This is a genomic window from Neoalteromonas arenosi (assembly GCF_030362855.1).
GTDB lineage: Bacteria > Pseudomonadota > Gammaproteobacteria > Enterobacterales > Alteromonadaceae > Alteromonas_E > Alteromonas_E arenosi.
This window is the reverse complement of record NZ_JAUCBP010000002.1, coordinates 374,531-391,335: the sequence shown is the minus strand read 5'-3', so window position 1 is coordinate 391,335 and position 16,805 is coordinate 374,531. Positions and strand designations below refer to the sequence as shown.

The window sequence follows — 16,805 nt, the reverse complement described above, 5'->3', positions numbered from 1 at the left end:
AAGTTCAATCACCCCATCGCATTTTGTTGCGTCTTTATCAAAAAAGGCCCGTCGCTGGGCCTTTCATATTTGAGTGTTACTCAGATGCTGCTTTTTTATCTTGCGAATCGTATATCAAGATGGGCTTGGACTCCCCCTTGATGACTGATTCGTCTATAACAACTTTACTGACATCATTCATTGAAGGTAAGTCGTACATGGTATCGAGTAACACGGCTTCCACTATCGAACGCAAACCCCGTGCGCCTGTTTTCCGCTGCATCGCTTTACCGGCAATCGCATGCAAAGCATCATCGCGAAATTCGAGCTCTGTGTCTTCAATGGCGAACAGTGCTGCATACTGTTTTGTAATCGCATTTTTCGGTTCGCGCAGTATTTGGATAAGCGCTTCTTCGTTTAACTCTTCCAAGCTAGTAACAACCGGAAGACGACCGATAAACTCAGGAATTAAGCCATATTTGACTAAATCTTCCGGCTCGACTTTACGGAACAACTCGGTGAGTTTTTTCTTATCATCCGAATCTTTAACTTTGGCACCGAAGCCAATACCCGTGCCAGTGTGGGCGCGCTGTTCGATGACTTTATCAAGTCCAGCGAATGCTCCACCACAAATAAACAGGATCTTTGAGGTATCAACCTGTAAAAACTCTTGCTGGGGATGCTTGCGTCCGCCTTGCGGTGGCACTGATGCAATGGTTCCTTCGATCAACTTTAATAATGCTTGCTGAACACCCTCACCTGACACATCACGGGTAATAGATGGATTGTCAGACTTACGTGAGATTTTGTCGATTTCATCGATATAGACAATCCCGCGTTGGGCCTTTTCTACGTCATAATCGCATTTCTGTAACAGCTTCTGGATGATATTTTCTACGTCTTCTCCCACGTAACCGGCTTCGGTTAATGTGGTTGCATCTGCCATTGTAAAAGGGACATCAAGCAAACGCGCCAAGGTTTCCGCAAGTAACGTTTTACCACTGCCCGTTGGACCAATCAGCAAAATGTTACTTTTACCCAGCTCAACACCGTCGTGTACATCGCCATTTCGCAAACGCTTGTAGTGATTGTAAACCGCTACCGACAACACCTTTTTGGCGTGTTCTTGACCAATAACGTAATCGTCGAGATGAGCGTGTATTTCATGCGGTTTCGGCAGCGAATCTTGTTCCTGCTTAGGCGCTATTTCTTTAATCTCTTCGCGAATAATGTCATTGCATAATTCAACACATTCGTCGCAAATAAAAACTGAAGGACCCGCAATCAGTTTGCGAACTTCGTGTTGGCTCTTTCCACAAAATGAGCAGTACAGTAATTTATTATCACTATCACCGTTTTGCTTGTCTGTCATTTATCGATTGCCTCTGTGCTTCTTAGAGTAAATCTGCTTACTCACTAACTAGTCTAGTCGATTAACCGTTTAACGCTTCATCTCGACTAGACAATACTTTGTCAATTAAACCATATTCCATGGCTTCCGTCGCACTTAAAAAGTTATCGCGATCGGTATCTTGAGCAACCTTTTCATAAGGTTGGCCCGTGTGCTCGGCCATCAACCGATTCATCTTCTCTTTAATAGACAAGATTTCTTTGGCATGAATTTCAAAATCTGACGCTTGACCTTGAAATCCGCCCAACGGCTGGTGAATCATCACTCGCGAGTTTGGCAAACAATAGCGCTTGCCTTTTGCTCCGCCTGATAGCAAGAATGCGCCCATACTCGCCGCTTGGCCTACACACACTGTGCTGACGTCTGGCTTAATAAAGTTCATCGTATCATAAATAGCCATACCTGCAGTGACCGAACCACCTGGAGAGTTGATATAAAGATATATATCTTTCTCTGGGTTTTCTGCTTCTAAAAACAACATTTGTGCCACGATGAGATTAGCCATGTGATCTTCAACCTGACCAACAAGGAAAATCACGTTCTCCTTTAACAAGCGCGAATAAATATCATACGAGCGCTCACCTTTGGACGTTTGCTCAACTACCATTGGAACTAAAGCGTTGGTCGGATCAAAAGTGTTATTCATGTCGAAGAGACCTTATTATTTATAATGAAGAAAAAAAAATGCTCGGAAAGTTCCGAGCATTTAATCAGTAGCTGACTATAAAAGTCAATCAAAGACGACGCGATTAAGCTTGTTTGTTCATGATCTCGTCAAATGCCTTTTTAACCTCTTTGGTTTTAGCATTTGCAGCAATCCATTCAATTGCTTGTTCTTCTAGCGCAACATTGTTCATTTGTTGCATTAGTTCTTCGTTCGCCTTGTAGTACTCAACAACTTCTGTTGGATCTTCATACGCAGAAGCCATTGATTCGATCAACGCATCAACGCGCTCTGCTTCCACCTGAAGTTCTTGCTGTTTAATGATTTCGCCCAACAATAAGCCAACAGAAACGCGGCGCTTAGCGTTATCCATGAACAAATCAGCCGGTAGCTCTGGCAAATTCTGACCTTGACCTTGTTGCTCAAAGCGTTGTTTTGCTTGCTCGCGCAAGGCATTTACTTCTTGGTCAACTAATGCTTGAGGCAAATCAATTTCGTTTTTCTCAAGCAAAGCCGCGATTACATTTTCTTTAAGTTGTGCCTTAAGCGTCTGATCGAGTTCGCGCTGCATGTTTTTGCGCACTTCATCGCGCAATGCATCTACACCACCTTCTTCAACACCAAATAACTTGGCAAACTCATCGTCGACTTTAGGTAATGCTTGACCTTCTACTTTCTTCACGCTGATAGCAAAGCTGGCAGCTTTACCTTTAAGCGCTTCGGCGTGATAGTCTTCAGGGAAGCTTACTTCAGTAACAAACTCTTCGCCTTTTTTCGCACCGACCAAGTCTTTCTCAAAGCCAGGGATCATGCGATCTTTACCGAGCTCTAACGTGAAGTCTTCAGCTTTACCGCCTTCGAACTCTTCACCGTCAATTGAACCAACAAAATCAATAACTACGCGGTCATCTTTCTTAGCTTTGCGCTTAACTTCTTTCCATTCAGCGTGCTGCTTCTGAAGCGTAACCATCATGTTATCGAGATCTTTGTCTTCGATCTCAACCACCGGCTTCTCGATTTTCATTTTGTCGACATCTTTAACTTCGATTTCTGGATACACTTCAAAAGAAGCTACAAACGAAAAGTCTTCGCCGTCTTTATCATTTTTTAATTCAAATGATGGATAACCTGCAGGCGTGATTTTTTCCTGCATAATGGCTTCGTAAAAATTACGCTGCATTACATCTGTTGCAACTTCTTGACGCACTGCAGTTCCGTAGCGCTTCTTGATTACTGAAACAGGTACTTTGCCTGGACGGAAACCGTTAATACGTTGTGTTTTCGCCAATTGTTGTAGGCGTGATTTAACTGCACTGTCGATTGCATCAGCGGGAACAGTGATAGTAAGACGGCGTTGTAAACCTTCAGTCGTCTCAACAGAAACTTGCATTATATTACCTCAACTTTGCGCCGGTTGACGCGCTCTCTAATCAGATGTTTAGTGTGAGCCAATTAAGCCCCACCACCTTTTGTTATGTGGCGCTGCGTTTGGCGTCGGTTAAAAAAAGACGCGGTAGTATACAGGCAGGAAATTGTAGAGTCGAGTAAAAAACTCTGCTGCATCGATATTGTTATTAATCGACGATTAGTTAGAGCGATCGGAATCAAAAAAATGAATTAAAGTGGTCGGTGAGATAGGATTCGAACCTACGACCCCTTGGACCCAAACCAAGTGCGCTACCAAGCTGCGCCACTCACCGACAATAACACTGTGTAAAGATGGTGCGGAAGGAGAGACTTGAACTCTCACGCCGTGAAGCACTGGAACCTAAATCCAGCGTGTCTACCAATTCCACCACTTCCGCAAAAATGGGGTGGACGATGGGATTTGAACCCACGACAACCGGAATCACAATCCGGGGCTCTACCAACTGAGCTACGCCCACCATAATGATTTGTTAAGACCATTATAGTCTATTTAACCTTGCTGATATTTGAATCATACCGGCTACGCCAAATGGCGCGTCCGGCAGGATTCGAACCTGCGACCCACGGCTTAGAAGGCCGTTGCTCTATCCAGCTGAGCTACGGACGCGTAGCAAATCTCTGCAAGATTAAAAGTGGTCGGTGAGATAGGATTCGAACCTACGACCCCTTGGACCCAAACCAAGTGCGCTACCAAGCTGCGCCACTCACCGAACCGAGTAAAAATGCAATTCAGCATCTCTACGGGGGGCGCATATTACCGACTTGACCGATTATCGTCAAACACTTTTAGCATTAATTTTGCAGTTGATTAAAATGCCATCAAGGCGACTAAAAAACAGCCGTAAACTTCCCCCTTCGGAGAAACTAACCTCAGTGTTTTGCAACTAAAAATCACATTGCGTGATTGAATTGGCATGCACTTCCGTGGGATCATGATTATCTGTCTTGGTTTTAGCTAGAGAAGTTGTATGCCCGCTCACCGAATCGATGGAAAAGTCATCGCCCAACACGTCCGCAAGGATGTCGCCATTTACGTTAAGTCCTTAATTGAGGCCGAAAAGCGCGTGCCTGGATTAGCCGTGGTGTTAGTTGGTTCAGACCCTGCGTCAAAAGTCTATGTCGCAAACAAAACCAAGGCATGTGATGAAGTCGGTTTTGTTTCCAAGCATTTCGACTTACCTGCCAATACAACACAGGATGAATTGCTCACATTAGTGGATGATTTAAACGCAGATGACACCATTGACGGTATTTTAGTTCAGTTACCACTTCCCGCAGGTCTCGATGCCGAGGAAGTGTTAGAGCGTATTCATCCACACAAAGATGTAGACGGATTTCATCCTTACAACATTGGACGCCTTGCACAACGGATACCGGCTTTACGGCCGTGTACACCGAAGGGGATCATGACCATGATCGAAGCAACTAAACGTCCCATCAAGGGGCTTGATGCCGTCATCGTCGGTGCTTCGAATATTGTCGGTCGTCCCATGTCACTGGAGCTGTTGCTTGCGGGTTGTACGGTAACGACCTGTCACAAGTTTACTAAGAATCTTCAAGCTCATGTTCAACGGGCTGACTTACTCGTTGTGGCGGTCGGTAAACCTAACTTTATTCCAGGTGATTGGATTAAGCCCGGAGCCATTGTTATTGATGTGGGTATCAATCGCATGGATGACGGTCGACTTGTCGGTGATGTCGAGTATGATAAAGCGGCGCAAGTCGCTGGGTGGATCACGCCGGTCCCTGGTGGTGTTGGGCCAATGACAGTTGCTAGCTTGGTTGCCAACACTCTAGAAGCTTACGTCAAATACAATTCCTAATGACGCACGCCGCTCACGTTGAGCAAGCCACGCGTTACTGGGTGGAAAAAGTCGTTGTCGGCGAGAATTTTTGTCCGTTTGCCAAACGCGAAGTATTGGCCAAATCGATTGCTTATGTGGTTGTTGATACGCCGAGAATCGATGAGCAGATAGCATTGTTGGTGAATGAATGTGAGCGCGTTTTGGCAACGCCGAGTATCGCAACAAGTTTATTCATCATTGCGCCAAATGGCGCAAGCGAGAGAGCAAACAGTTACGATATTAACTCATTTGATGATTTCCTATTTCTCGTCGAGCAAGCCGAATGGGCTATGCAAAGAAGAGATTATGCCGGCACATTGCAGCTTGCGACTTTTCACCCTGATTATTGCTTTGCCGGCGAAGAAAACGATTCACCGGCAAATTACACCAACCGCAGTCCCTATCCTATTTTGCATATACTGCGAGAAGAAAGCCTTGATCGGGCCTTAAAAACCTTCTCGGCCCCTGAACAAATACCCGAGCGCAACATTGCACATGCGCATGCGCTCGGTACAGCGTTTTTTCAACGTGCCCTCCAACGCGCATTAGAAGGCAACGAAGACGACACTTAACTGCCTGGCGCGTCGCCTTCATCGATAGAACGTTGCCGCTCATTACTCTGCTCTTGATCGGTGGCTTCAGCCGGCTCCACGAAATCGCTGCGGCCTTTAGCAAACTGCCGATAATTGAACTCGGTTATAACAAAAGCCCAATCATTGACCCAAGGCAGCGCGGCAGAATCGTAAGTGACAAAATAACGGTCTTCAATCTGATACAAGCTGACCATCAACGCACCTTGAGCGGTATCAAAATCAATGATGATAGGCTCTGCGCCTGACTCGTCAAACGCCAGCTCGTCTCGTGCAGCAATATCCTCAAAACGCACACTCAGCATTGCTGCTATGCTGTTTTGCAATACATTCGGAAATACGAGTTGTTCATCAGCACGCATACCCGCTAATACAAACGGGCCACTGCGGCCATTGGACACGCCGTCTTCCGATTCACGCGGTTCATCGCGAACAATTTGCCAAGTTTCTTCACCGCGTCTAACCACGCGAAAAACGTTGTTAGGATCCAGTGGTTTAACAGGGTTAATTAACCAGCTGGTGTGCGAATCTGGTAAACGTATTACTTTATCCAATTGCCAGGTTTGCGTGTCTTCTGGTGTGCGCACAAAAGAGCCAAAGCCGTTATTCGCCGTATTGCCAACAAGTAAACTAAAAGATTGGTCGGGCGTAGCGAGAGTAACCAATCGAGCTTGCGAATCTGGCTGTGCAATATCCTGTAATCCTAAGCGAGCAAAGTTGGCTGGATTTTGGGTCTTTGCTTCAACCTTTTTGGCACCTCGCAAACTGTCAATCAAAGCCACCAGCGAATCGTAATCCATTGGAAAATACAATTGTGAATGCAAGTGATTGGCCCGCCACTGCCCGTCGACGAGCTGTGCAAGCAACAATTGTTCGTTGGCATTGGCTATTTCAATACGCTCTATGTTGCCAAGGTCAACCGTAAACTCGTTGAGTAACGGCTGATTCGTAGGTACGGAAACACGGTCTTTGCTAATCAGCCAAAGCGCAAGACCTATGGCAACACTCAATGCAATCAATAGGGCGATAATTCTACTCATACTAGCCGACCACCTTACGGATTGACCGACGAGCTGAACCAGCTCGCAATATTGCAGCCAAAAAGTACAAAAGCAGCGCTAACAGAACGGGTGCCGCAGCAACGTTGACGAACTTAAGCCAGTTACCTAACTTATCGATATCGCGATCGAGTTGGAAGCGAACATCGCGTAACTCTTTGCGTATCGCGATGCGTTGCTCTATAAATTCATCAATCGCTGCTTGCTGCTCTTCAGTAACTACTAAAGCGCCGCCATCACCTTGCTGGCTTTGTAATTGAGCGAGTTGCGCCTCTGTGTCTGCTAGCTGTTGCTGTAGGCGCTCTTCTTGCGCTCTAAATTTAGCTTCTGCAGCAACCTCAAGTGCCTCGACCCGCTCAAATGGACGAGAGAAAGTTCCGCGGCTACGTACGCTGATCAACGCATCGCTGCCCGCTAAATTTTCCACAGCGTTAATTAATAAATCACCGTTGTTGGCAAATGGTGTAAAAATAGTTTGACCAAAAAAGTTGCTCTGTTGCACCCAGAAACGATCCGCTAGTAGATCAGCATCAGCAACAAGAAGTATGTTGAGTTTAGCTAAATCAGTGCCTGATACACCGGTAATTCTGGCCGCGACTACATGCTCTTTATCTTCAGCGGCAAAATTGCGTGCGTGCTCCTGCGGGTCCTGAGTCATTGCGTATGTTGCGGTTTCATGCAATTGGCTATTAGCTGAAGTTGTCAACAAAGGTACCAGCTCCAGCTGAGCGTTTTCCGACAGTTCAATAGAGCCTATCGAAGCCGCATTAATGCTGTCGAGGTTAGCAGTGACAACATCACCTGCGTCGATAACCTCAGTGTCAAACCCCAGAATGCCAAAATGACGTGCAATTCCGCCTTGCGGTGTGCGAACCTCTAAGCCAAGGTTGGCATCCAATACAATCTGGGAAAAATCTAAGTCAATCCCCCACGAAGCCAATAGCGGCAAGTCAGATGGGTTTGCCCCGACGCCCCCCATTAGCGCCATTGGATCAGACTCATAATGTGGATCAGCAAAAACGAGCATTCTTCCGCCGTTTAATCCGTATTGCTCGATACTCGCCTGCAAGCTTTCATTGAGCCCTTGAGGGTGCACAATAATTAGCACATCAGTATCCAACGGTACTTCGGTATCCTGACTTGAGATAGTGGTTAATTCGAACAACTGGCCCAATTGATTATAAAAAACCATCTCCGGATCAAATTGGCCAGTCATTGGATTTTGACCTCCAACCGTATTCAAATCAGTTAATAGTGTTACTTGAACCGCCGAACTGTCAGTTAATTGATAAATCAATTGACTAAGGTCGTACTCTAAAAAGCTCTCTTTTTGTGGATCAAAGAAACTTATCACTTGCTGATCATCAACGGCATTAGTCCCCGCAAGACCAAAGTATACAGCTTCACCCAATTGGCCAATTGCGGCACCGGTTAAACCGTATTGTGTTGCTTGATCCTCATATTCAGAAAAGGGCACTGGATCAATAACATGTAACCGAATCTTACCATCAGCATAGTTAGCATATTCTTCTAACAAACTTTCAACTCGGCTTGCGTAATTTCGTAAACCTGTCATCCCCTTGGTGGCAGAATCTGAAAAGAAAAAATATAAATTAATGGGCTCTTGGAGCTCGTCAATAACCGCTTTACTGCCATCTGATAATGAATAGACTTGGTTTTCCGTCAAATCTAATCGCACAGAATTCAACGCGGTGTTATTGACAAATACCAATGCGAAAAACAAACAAGCTAAAAGGATAGTTGCCAACGAAAATGAAACAGCTCTTTGCATAACTAATCCGCCTTCTTCTGCTCAATAATCATATGATTTGCAATCATAAAGGTCACTATTACGATCAAGAAGTAGCCAATATCGTTGAGTGCTAATACACCTTTGGCCATAGCCTCAAAATGCGTCAGGAAGCTCAAACTCGCTACCGTATCGATCACCATGGCAGATGCCCAACCTTGGAATACATCCAATACAACAGGGCTACCACTGAGAACGAATAAAAAACAAACGACTATTGCCAAAATAAACGCAATAACTTGATTTTTGGTCAACGCTGACATGCACAAGCTAACGGCTAAGAACGCACCAGCCATTAACCAACTTCCCACGTACGCTGCTAGTATGATGCCATTGTCAGGTGTACCAAGATAATTAACCGTCACCCAAAGTGGGAAGGTTAGCAGTAAAGCCAATCCTAATACCGCCCATGCTGCAATAAACTTACCTAGCACGGCTTGTGTCACTGAAATGGGTAGAGTCATCAACAGTTCAATCGTGCCTGACTTGCGTTCTTCAGACCAGCTCCGCATGGCTATAGCGGGTACCAGAAACAAATACAACCACGGGTGAAAATTGAAAAACGGTAACAAATCCGCTTGGCCACGCTCGTAAAATTGGCCAATAAAAAACGTAAAGACTCCGCTCAGCATTAGAAATATAGTGATAAATACATACGCCACTGGAGTCGCAAAGAAGCTTGCAAACTCTCGCTTTACAATAATTCCTAGTGCATTCATGCAACACGCTCCTTAGTTATCGTCCTGAACACTTCATCCAGACGACCTTGCTCGATATAAAGTGTATCTACGGGAAGTTTGCGAACTTGCGCGTATTCCGTAACTAAATGTAGGATTTGTGCGCCCGGCTCGGGGAATAGTGTGACTCGTCCCGTAGCCCGATCTACATGCATATCAGCAACGCCTTGCAACTCAAGGAGGCCTGAGATATCGGCTTGATAGCTCAAATGTAACGTGATTGCTTGGTGATACTTTGATTGCTTGAGTAATGCTTCAGGCGTGTCGTCAAAACGCAACTCGCCATCGGCGATGACGATAACCCGATTGCATACCGCAGTGACTTCTTCGAGAATATGTGTAGAAACAATCACTAACTTATCCTTTGATAAGTGCTGGATCAATTCTCTGACTTGATGTTTCTGGTTAGGATCAAGTCCATCGGTCGGCTCATCAAGGATCAGTATTTGCGGGTCATGGACAATCGCTTGCGCAAGCCCAACTCGGCGTTTAAAGCCTTTCGATAGATTTTCAATGGGTTTATCGAGTACTTTCTCTAACGCTAATTGTTGCACGACGTCAGCTATGCGTTGATCTCGATGCTGACTATCTATACCGCGAACCTTTGCAATAAAGTTTAAAAACTGAATAACGGTCATATCGCCGTATGCGGGCGCACCTTCAGGTAAATAGCCAATTTTCGCTTGAATGGCTTTGCTGTTAGTTGCCAAGTCCATACCATCGATATGGATTTCACCCGATGTTGGGGCTAGAAACCCGGTAAGCATCTTCATTGTTGTAGACTTACCAGCACCGTTTGGTCCGAGAAAGCCGACGATATCGCCGGGCTGCATTTCAAACGACAATTCATTCACAGCTGTGAACTCCTTAAATCGCTTCGTTAGTTGGGTCACTGAGATCATAGTCTTCCTATCTTGACTCAATACATTTGCGTTTTAAAAGCGTCTGACATTTGGCAGTCTATTTATGTCAGGATCTGATGTGCGAAATATTGGGTTTTTTAAGTCTAAATCAACAGCGAAAGATTAAAAAATTCAAAAAAAAAGGCTTGCGTCAAGCAAGCCTAAGGGTGGGATCCGTGTTACTTACATGTCATAAAGAAAATTTAAATGACAGATACAGAATACACCGCAAATGTGTAGTGAGTGTGATCATGCGAAAGCCAATTGTTGCAAGATGTTGCATAATCCTCATAAACTAACCGCATATCAAGACCAATAGGTAAAACGTGAAGGCATTTGAGCACACTCTATCCCCGGTCGGTTATATCGAAACGCCTTTCAAAGAAAAGTTCGGCATCCCCCGTCAACCAAGCGTCGCTGAGCAAGTTGTCGGTCAAATTATTTTTGCTGACGCCTACAACAGCCTAGATTTCTTGCGCGGCATCGAGCAATTTTCAGACCTGTGGCTTATCTTTGGTTTTCACCAGCACTTCCAAAGCGAAACAAGTGCTCTAGTGCGCCCACCAAGGTTAGGAGGCAATCAGAAGATCGGTGTGTTCGCCAGCCGTAGCTCGTTTCGACCTAACCATCTGGGAATGTCAAAAGTAAAGTACGTCGATCACGGTATAGAGGACGGTCAGCTGTGGTTGTCAGTGTCTGGTGTGGACATGTTGTCTGGCACGCCAATTTACGACGTTAAACCATACATTGCCTATGCTGATAGTGCGCCCAGTGCTGAGTCGAGTTACGCGGCTGAAAAGCCGGCCTTATTGCTCAGCGTTGAATATACGCCACAAGCCCTTGAACAGCTAACCGAATGGCAACAGCACTTTGCAGACCTAGATGCCTTGATTCGCGATATCCTTGCGCAAGACCCAAGGCCCGCCTACAAGCGAAAATTGGCTAACGACAGCAAGTCTTATGGACTGCGTTTGTATACCTTGGATGTTCAGTGGCAAGTGCACAGTGGCAATGCGGTAGTGTACGCAATTAAAGCGGTTACTTAATTAGCGTTTGCCATCTAAATCGCGACTGCTAGAATACGCGGGTTATTTAATCTATCACGGAATATTTGCCTGCATGCGCACCAGTCAATACCTGCTTTCAACGCAAAAAGAAACGCCAGCTGATGCTGAAGTAATTAGCCACCAATTAATGCTACGTGCGGGCCTAATCCGCAAATTGGCCTCGGGCTTGTACACCTGGCTACCAACCGGCCTGCGAGTGCTAAATAAAGTGGCTGATATCGTGCGCAGTGAAATGAACAAAGCAGGCGGCATTGAAGTGCTCATGCCCGTCGTCCAACCAGCCGACCTGTGGCAAGAATCAAAGCGATGGGAAGAGTATGGCCCAGAGTTGTTGCGCATAAAAGACCGCCATCAGCGCGATTTTGTCTTGGGTCCCACCCATGAAGAGGTTGTTACGGCTTTAGTTCGCAACGAAGTAAGTAGCTACAAGCAGTTGCCCTTGAATCTCTATCAAATTCAAACCAAGTTCCGCGACGAAGTGCGTCCGCGCTTCGGCATCATGCGGGGTCGTGAATTTACAATGAAAGATGCATATTCATTTCATTTAACGCAAGACTGTTTACAGCGTACGTATGAAGACATGCATCAAGCATATTGCAATATATTCGAACGATGTGGCTTGGAATATCGCCCAGTGATGGCTGATTCTGGTTCAATTGGCGGTAGTGTGAGCCATGAATTCCACGTACTTGCTGACTCTGGCGAAGATGACATCGTCTTTAGTACGGGTTCAGATTACGCAGCCAACATCGAAACAGCTGAAGCCCTTACCGTCGGTGAAGCCCAAACGCCTGCGGCAAGTATCACCGAAGTGGCAACACCGAATGTTGAAAGTATTGAAGAGGTTGCTCAATTTTTTAGTATCGACCCACGACAAACGGTAAAAACGATTGTAGTTGTAGGTGCAACCGAAGAACCTAATGCTCCAGACGCTCCGCTTGTAGCCGTGGCACTGCGTGGCGATCACAGTCTTAACGAAGTAAAAGCAGAAAAACTTGAACAGATTTTTGCACCATTGCAATTAGCTAACGACAAGCAGTTGCAGTACGCGTTGAATTGCGCGGCTGGTAGCGTCGGCCCAATCGACATAAGCATTCCACTTATCGTTGATCGCAGCGCGGCAGTATTGGCTGACTTTGTTTGTGGTGCCAATAAAACCGGTTTTCATTTTACCGGAGCCAACTGGCAAGGCGATGAAATTATTGCCGATGTTCGCAACGTGGTAAAAGGCGACCCATCGCCGGATGGTAGTGGTACCTTAGACATCCGACGTGGTATTGAAGTCGGTCATATTTTTCAACTCGGCGACAAGTACTCAAAAGCCATGAGTTGTGGTGTACTGACAGAGACCGGCAAACATGAGACCCTGACTATGGGCTGTTATGGCATAGGTGTATCGCGAATTGTTGCAGCGGCTATTGAACAAAACCATGACAAATACGGAATAATTTGGCCAGATGCTATCGCTCCGTTTAAAGTTGTGCTTATCCCGATGAACATGCACAAAAGCCACCGAGTCAAAGAAACGGCTGAGGCCATTTATAATGCGCTGCTAGATGCGGGTGTTGAAGTATTGTTTGACGATCGCAAAGAACGTCCAGGCGTTATGTTCGCTGATATGGAGCTAATAGGTATACCACACAGTATTGTGATTGGTGAGCGCAACCTTGACAATCAGCAAGTTGAGTACAAGAATCGGCGTAGTGGCGAGAAACAACTGTTGGCTATTGATTCTGCAGCAGCGTTCATCCAGCAGCTATAACGATCATTAGGGGTCGTATGCAAGTAACGTTTTATGGTGTGAGAGGCTCGATCCCAACTCCTGGCGCGGAGTACACCCGCTATGGGGGCAATACCGCTTGCGTTGATTTATTGCTACCCGACGGCGCGCATATCATTCTGGATGCAGGCACGGGTATCAGGCTGTTAGGGAAAAAGTTACTCGCAGACGATGCTCCTATCACCATTTTACTGTCGCATAATCACTGGGATCACATTCAAGGCTTTCCATTTTTTGCTCCCATTTACCAACCTGGCCGACAGATTGAAGTAGTCCCTGGGCTGGTCTCTGATGGCAATACAACGGCAGTAGTCGACCAAATGCAAGGCTCACTCTTTCCGGTCCCATTTGAAACGCTTGGTGCAACGATTGACTTGCAGCCACGCCCCGCAGACATATCGGAGTGGCAATGTGGTTGTGCAAAAATAAAGCGGATGTTGATTAACCATCCGGGTAGCGGCTGCGCCTATGCCATTTCGACTCAGGCTGCGAAAGTGGTGTATTTAACAGATAACGAAATCTATCCTCCCTATAAGAAAAACAGTGATTTTCTTGAGTTTGTAGAGTTTTGCCGTGATGCTGATTTGTTGATCCACGACGCGCAATATATGCTCAGTGATATGCCAGCAAAGTCTGGTTGGGGACACTCAGTTGCCGAAGAAGCCGTCAAGCTTGCTATGGCGAGTAATTGTAAGACGCTTGCACTTTATAGTCATGACCCTGAGCGGACAGATGACGATGTTGACGCAATTATTGAGCACTGCAAATTGTTCATCGATGCGGCGGCCGCGCCACTGGAGTTGTTCGCCTCTGCAGAAGGTCAGTCGCTGCAATTAGGCTAATACCCCCGCCGCCCTGAATAATTGCATGTGAACATCAACCAATGCGTTGATATCGCGCTGATACCCGCCACCAATTACAGCAGCAACGGGCAAGTTATGGGCAGCACAAGTGTCAAACACGAGTGAATCTCGAGCGAAAACCCCAGCACTTGAAATATGTAAGTGCCCCAAGTCATCATCAATATGAATATCTACGCCAGCATCGTAAATAACGGCATCCGGCCGACTCAGGCGCAATGCTAATTGTAGCGCTTCATCAACAACTTCTAGATAAGCTTTATCCAACGTACCTTTGGCCAGGTTAAAGTCCAGATCAGAGCGTTGCTTTCGATAGGGAAAGTTCTTCTCGCCGTGGATCGAAACGGTGAACACGTTGGGGTTATTTTCTGCTAACTTTGCGGTACCGTCACCCTGGTGTACATCGCAATCAAACACAAGAACCTTGTCTACATCGGGATGTTGCAGCATCTCCAATGCCGCCAAGTACAAGTCATTGACCATACAAAACCCGCTCCCATAGTTGGCAAACGCGTGATGATAGCCGCCAGTGAGATTGAGAGCCTTGCCGTACTCAAGGGCTAATTTAGCTGTTAGTACTGTTCCACCCGCTGCGGTTAGTGTGCGTTCGACAAGTTGCTCGGACCAAGGAAATCCAATCCGACGCATTGCTTTCGGATCGAGCATTCCACTGGTTAATGCCCTTATATAATTCGGTTCAAGCACACGAATAAGTTGCCCTATCTCAAGTGGTTCGGGCACATGGAACCAATCGTCTGGTACACCATTAAGTGCCAACCTGTCCCGGATCCCTTGGTATTTTTCGATCGGAAAACGATGCCGTACCGGCAAGTTTAACTGACTATAAATGGGATGAAAGACTAGCGGGATCATTACTACACATTTGCACGGCTACTTTATACATAGAATACGCAAATAAGCGCTTTTTGGTGCGGAAAAAATATCAACCTAGCGACGGATCAAAAATGCCTTTGAAAAAGTGACCAACGACCACCGCCGTTAATTACGTGTTAATGATCGCACTATGCGTTTAAATGCGGATGTTGCAGTTGCCATATGCTCAGAGACATCTTGCCTTGCGGCCAATTCACGGCTTTGCTGTGATAACGAGCCAATTTGTGTAGAAATAGCTGCCACATCAATACTCACAGCACTTTGCCGTTCGGACACTTGAGTCAATTTGGCAGCTTCCTCGGCGGTATGCGCCACTTCAGCTACCACACTATTGAGTTCATTGAGCGCCTCTTGCGCTTCTTTAGCATTGCTCATCGACAGCTCTTTACCGGTCTGCATTGCAACCACTGCACCTTTCGCTTCCTGTTCGAAGGCTCCTAAAATTTCATTAATTTCCTTGGTCGATTGTTGGGTCTTTGCAGCCAATGCACGTACTTCGTCAGCAACAACTGCGAAGCCCCTACCGTGCTCACCTGCACGAGCGGCTTCTATCGCCGCGTTCAACGCGAGCAAATTGGTTTGATCAGCAATTTCATTGATGACATTCACCACGCCATGAATGTTGCTACTGCGGCTTTGCAGTGCTTCTACTACTTGTCCCGACTTCGCTACGTTATCGGCCAATTGTACAAAGCCATCATTGGCTGCTTCAAAGGTCGCAGCGCAGCGTCCCATTTTCTGATTCGATAATGCGGACACTTCACTCACCACCTCGGAAATTTTACGCAACTCAGCAGCGCAATCACTTAGCTGGTTCGTTGATTGCTCTAAACTGGCAGAGGCAGACGTTTGCTGTTGGGCACTGTCATCAAGCACTCGGCTGATATCGTGCAGCGTATTAGCAGCTGCACTGATATGGTCATCTGCCCCATTGAGGTCAGAGACAGTATTGCGAAGTTTCTGCTGCAATACCCGAGCAGCATTTGCCAAGACACCAAGTTCGTGCTCACTTTCATACGTAAGCTCAACGCTGTAGTCAGCCTTGGCCATCGCATCAAGCTGTTTAGCCATTGATTTGACTGGCTTGATGATATGGGACCGTAGTCTTTTCACCACGTAGTAGACCGTTGCAACTGTCAGAGTGAGGAAAGCAATCACCAGCCACCATAGGGTTTGCCGTGTACTTGCTTTTAATTCAGCGATAGACGCTCTGGCTTCCGTCGCAGTAAGTTCTGCCAGCTCCCCCAGGATCTTGGCCGGCTCTCTATCTATACCGCGAACATAACTATCCCCGACCTTTGGATCGTAATTGGCATCAATAAAGGCTTGGTAGCCCTCGCGGTATTTTGTCGCCATATTGCGATGCGCGCTCAAGAAAGCATCAATTTTTTGTTTCGCCTCGAGTGTCAAAGTGTCACTGCCGCGCAAATCGTTCAAGCGCATTTGGATAGACCGCTCATTATCTTGGAAACGTTGCCAATATTTGTCTCTATCGTCGCGCTTATGACCGCGCAATAATACGTTTTTCCACTCTTGCACTTGCGTTTTAAAATCACTCAAAACATCCGCAAAGTCGCGTTCCACTTGCACAACGGTATTCTCAAGCTCAGAAAACTGATTGAGGACTGAAAACGTTTTGCTAACACTGAAGAACGTTAATGAAAGAATAATTACCAAACTGATAAAAACCGGTGTTACTACTAAAGATGTGACGCTTTTATATTGGATCATAGAGGACTCCTGAAGAGCCCTCATGAAACTATATCTAGATGACAGATTTA

General features: G+C 46.2%; 14 protein-coding genes and 5 tRNA genes. 5 read left to right on the top strand and 14 right to left on the bottom strand.

Features of this window, described 5'->3' with window-relative positions; genetic code table 11:
* Window positions 1–76 precede the first annotated feature (76 nt).
* The 8 genes from clpX to QTP81_RS03755 form a co-directional block, all read right to left on the bottom strand.
* Window positions 77–1,351: an ATP-dependent protease ATP-binding subunit ClpX gene (gene clpX, locus QTP81_RS03790; RefSeq protein WP_289363819.1), complete on the bottom strand. Its 1,275-nt coding sequence runs from the start codon at window positions 1,349–1,351 to the stop codon at window positions 77–79.
* Window positions 1,352–1,412: 61 nt separating this feature from the next.
* Window positions 1,413–2,036, bottom strand: coding sequence for an ATP-dependent Clp endopeptidase proteolytic subunit ClpP (clpP, locus tag QTP81_RS03785; protein ID WP_289363817.1), 624 nt, complete (start codon window positions 2,034–2,036; stop codon window positions 1,413–1,415).
* 103 nt (window positions 2,037–2,139) lie between these two features.
* Window positions 2,140–3,444, bottom strand: a complete 1,305-nt coding sequence (gene tig, locus QTP81_RS03780) for a trigger factor (protein WP_289363815.1) — start codon at window positions 3,442–3,444, stop codon at window positions 2,140–2,142.
* 233 nt (window positions 3,445–3,677) lie between these two features.
* Window positions 3,678–3,754: transfer RNA gene (locus QTP81_RS03775), tRNA-Pro, on the bottom strand.
* A 20-nt stretch (window positions 3,755–3,774) separates the two neighbouring features.
* Window positions 3,775–3,859, bottom strand: a tRNA-Leu gene (locus QTP81_RS03770).
* A 5-nt stretch (window positions 3,860–3,864) separates the two neighbouring features.
* Window positions 3,865–3,940 (bottom strand) — tRNA-His (locus QTP81_RS03765).
* A gap of 72 nt (window positions 3,941–4,012) precedes the next feature.
* A tRNA-Arg gene (locus tag QTP81_RS03760) sits at window positions 4,013–4,089 on the bottom strand.
* Between the two features lie 26 nt (window positions 4,090–4,115).
* Window positions 4,116–4,192: transfer RNA gene (locus QTP81_RS03755), tRNA-Pro, on the bottom strand.
* A 258-nt stretch (window positions 4,193–4,450) separates the two neighbouring features.
* On the opposite strand from QTP81_RS03755, the gene folD reads away from it, so the two are divergent.
* A complete protein-coding gene (gene folD, locus QTP81_RS03750) occupies window positions 4,451–5,305 on the top strand; it encodes a bifunctional methylenetetrahydrofolate dehydrogenase/methenyltetrahydrofolate cyclohydrolase FolD (protein WP_289363814.1) in 855 nt (284 codons plus the stop codon).
* On the top strand, window positions 5,305–5,898 hold the full coding sequence (locus tag QTP81_RS03745; protein ID WP_289363812.1) for a DUF1415 domain-containing protein: 594 nt from the start codon (window positions 5,305–5,307) through the stop codon (window positions 5,896–5,898). The genes folD and QTP81_RS03745 overlap by 1 nt, the downstream gene beginning before the upstream one ends.
* Here the strand turns inward: QTP81_RS03745 and QTP81_RS03740 are convergent.
* Genes QTP81_RS03740 through QTP81_RS03725 form a run of 4 tightly spaced genes read right to left on the bottom strand, consistent with a single transcriptional unit; the run spans window position 5,895 to window position 10,423 of the window.
* A complete protein-coding gene (locus QTP81_RS03740) occupies window positions 5,895–6,956 on the bottom strand; it encodes a DUF4340 domain-containing protein (protein ID WP_289363811.1) in 1,062 nt (353 codons plus the stop codon). The two genes, QTP81_RS03745 and QTP81_RS03740, sit on opposite strands and share 4 nt — an antisense overlap.
* 1 nt (window position 6,957) lies before the next feature.
* A complete protein-coding gene (locus tag QTP81_RS03735) occupies window positions 6,958–8,766 on the bottom strand; it encodes a Gldg family protein (protein ID WP_289363810.1) in 1,809 nt (602 codons plus the stop codon).
* Window positions 8,767–8,768: 2 nt separating this feature from the next.
* Entirely contained in the window at window positions 8,769–9,503 is a 735-nt protein-coding gene (locus QTP81_RS03730; protein WP_289363808.1) for an ABC transporter permease subunit, read from the bottom strand.
* The gene (locus QTP81_RS03725; RefSeq protein WP_289363807.1) at window positions 9,500–10,423 is read right to left on the bottom strand and encodes an ABC transporter ATP-binding protein; all 924 of its coding nucleotides are present in this window, start codon (window positions 10,421–10,423) and stop codon (window positions 9,500–9,502) included. Before QTP81_RS03725 ends, QTP81_RS03730 begins: the two co-directional genes overlap by 4 nt.
* Before the next feature lie 326 nt (window positions 10,424–10,749).
* Between QTP81_RS03725 and tsaA the strand changes: the two genes are divergently transcribed.
* The 3 genes from tsaA (at window position 10,750) to QTP81_RS03710 (ending at window position 14,112) form a co-directional block, all read left to right on the top strand.
* On the top strand, window positions 10,750–11,469 hold the full coding sequence (gene tsaA / locus QTP81_RS03720) for a tRNA (N6-threonylcarbamoyladenosine(37)-N6)-methyltransferase TrmO (RefSeq protein WP_289363806.1): 720 nt from the start codon (window positions 10,750–10,752) through the stop codon (window positions 11,467–11,469).
* Between the two features lie 73 nt (window positions 11,470–11,542).
* Window positions 11,543–13,252, top strand: coding sequence for a proline--tRNA ligase (locus QTP81_RS03715; RefSeq protein ID WP_289363805.1), 1,710 nt, complete (start codon window positions 11,543–11,545; stop codon window positions 13,250–13,252).
* Window positions 13,253–13,269: 17 nt separating this feature from the next.
* Window positions 13,270–14,112, top strand: coding sequence for an MBL fold metallo-hydrolase (locus tag QTP81_RS03710; RefSeq protein WP_289363804.1), 843 nt, complete (start codon window positions 13,270–13,272; stop codon window positions 14,110–14,112).
* Here QTP81_RS03710 and QTP81_RS03705 read toward each other — a convergent pair.
* Window positions 14,104–15,003 carry a histone deacetylase family protein gene (locus tag QTP81_RS03705; protein WP_289363803.1) on the bottom strand — a complete coding sequence of 300 codons (900 nt, stop codon included), beginning with the start codon at window positions 15,001–15,003 and terminating at the stop codon, window positions 14,104–14,106. The genes QTP81_RS03710 and QTP81_RS03705 overlap by 9 nt on opposite strands.
* Window positions 15,004–15,129: 126 nt before the next feature.
* Window positions 15,130–16,755: a methyl-accepting chemotaxis protein gene (locus tag QTP81_RS03700; RefSeq protein WP_289363802.1), complete on the bottom strand. Its 1,626-nt coding sequence runs from the start codon at window positions 16,753–16,755 to the stop codon at window positions 15,130–15,132.
* Window positions 16,756–16,805 lie beyond the last annotated feature (50 nt).

Excerpts from the sequence above, each read along its gene's own strand:
- tig (WP_289363815.1), bottom strand. The coding sequence starts at position 3,444 with ATGCAAGTTTCTGTTGAGACGACTGAAGGTTTACAACGCCGTCTTACT.
- QTP81_RS03700 (WP_289363802.1), bottom strand. The coding sequence starts at position 16,755 with ATGATCCAATATAAAAGCGTCACATCTTTAGTAGTAACACCGGTTTTT.
- QTP81_RS03740 (WP_289363811.1), bottom strand. The coding sequence starts at position 6,956 with ATGAGTAGAATTATCGCCCTATTGATTGCATTGAGTGTTGCCATAGGT.
- clpX (WP_289363819.1), bottom strand. The coding sequence starts at position 1,351 with ATGACAGACAAGCAAAACGGTGATAGTGATAATAAATTACTGTACTGC.
- QTP81_RS03710 (WP_289363804.1), top strand. The coding sequence starts at position 13,270 with ATGCAAGTAACGTTTTATGGTGTGAGAGGCTCGATCCCAACTCCTGGC.
- clpP (WP_289363817.1), bottom strand. The coding sequence starts at position 2,036 with ATGAATAACACTTTTGATCCGACCAACGCTTTAGTTCCAATGGTAGTT.
- QTP81_RS03705 (WP_289363803.1), bottom strand. The coding sequence starts at position 15,003 with ATGATCCCGCTAGTCTTTCATCCCATTTATAGTCAGTTAAACTTGCCG.
- QTP81_RS03735 (WP_289363810.1), bottom strand. The coding sequence starts at position 8,766 with ATGCAAAGAGCTGTTTCATTTTCGTTGGCAACTATCCTTTTAGCTTGT.
- folD (WP_289363814.1), top strand. The coding sequence starts at position 4,451 with ATGCCCGCTCACCGAATCGATGGAAAAGTCATCGCCCAACACGTCCGC.
- QTP81_RS03725 (WP_289363807.1), bottom strand. The coding sequence starts at position 10,423 with ATGATCTCAGTGACCCAACTAACGAAGCGATTTAAGGAGTTCACAGCT.
- QTP81_RS03730 (WP_289363808.1), bottom strand. The coding sequence starts at position 9,503 with ATGAATGCACTAGGAATTATTGTAAAGCGAGAGTTTGCAAGCTTCTTT.
- QTP81_RS03745 (WP_289363812.1), top strand. The coding sequence starts at position 5,305 with ATGACGCACGCCGCTCACGTTGAGCAAGCCACGCGTTACTGGGTGGAA.
- QTP81_RS03715 (WP_289363805.1), top strand. The coding sequence starts at position 11,543 with ATGCGCACCAGTCAATACCTGCTTTCAACGCAAAAAGAAACGCCAGCT.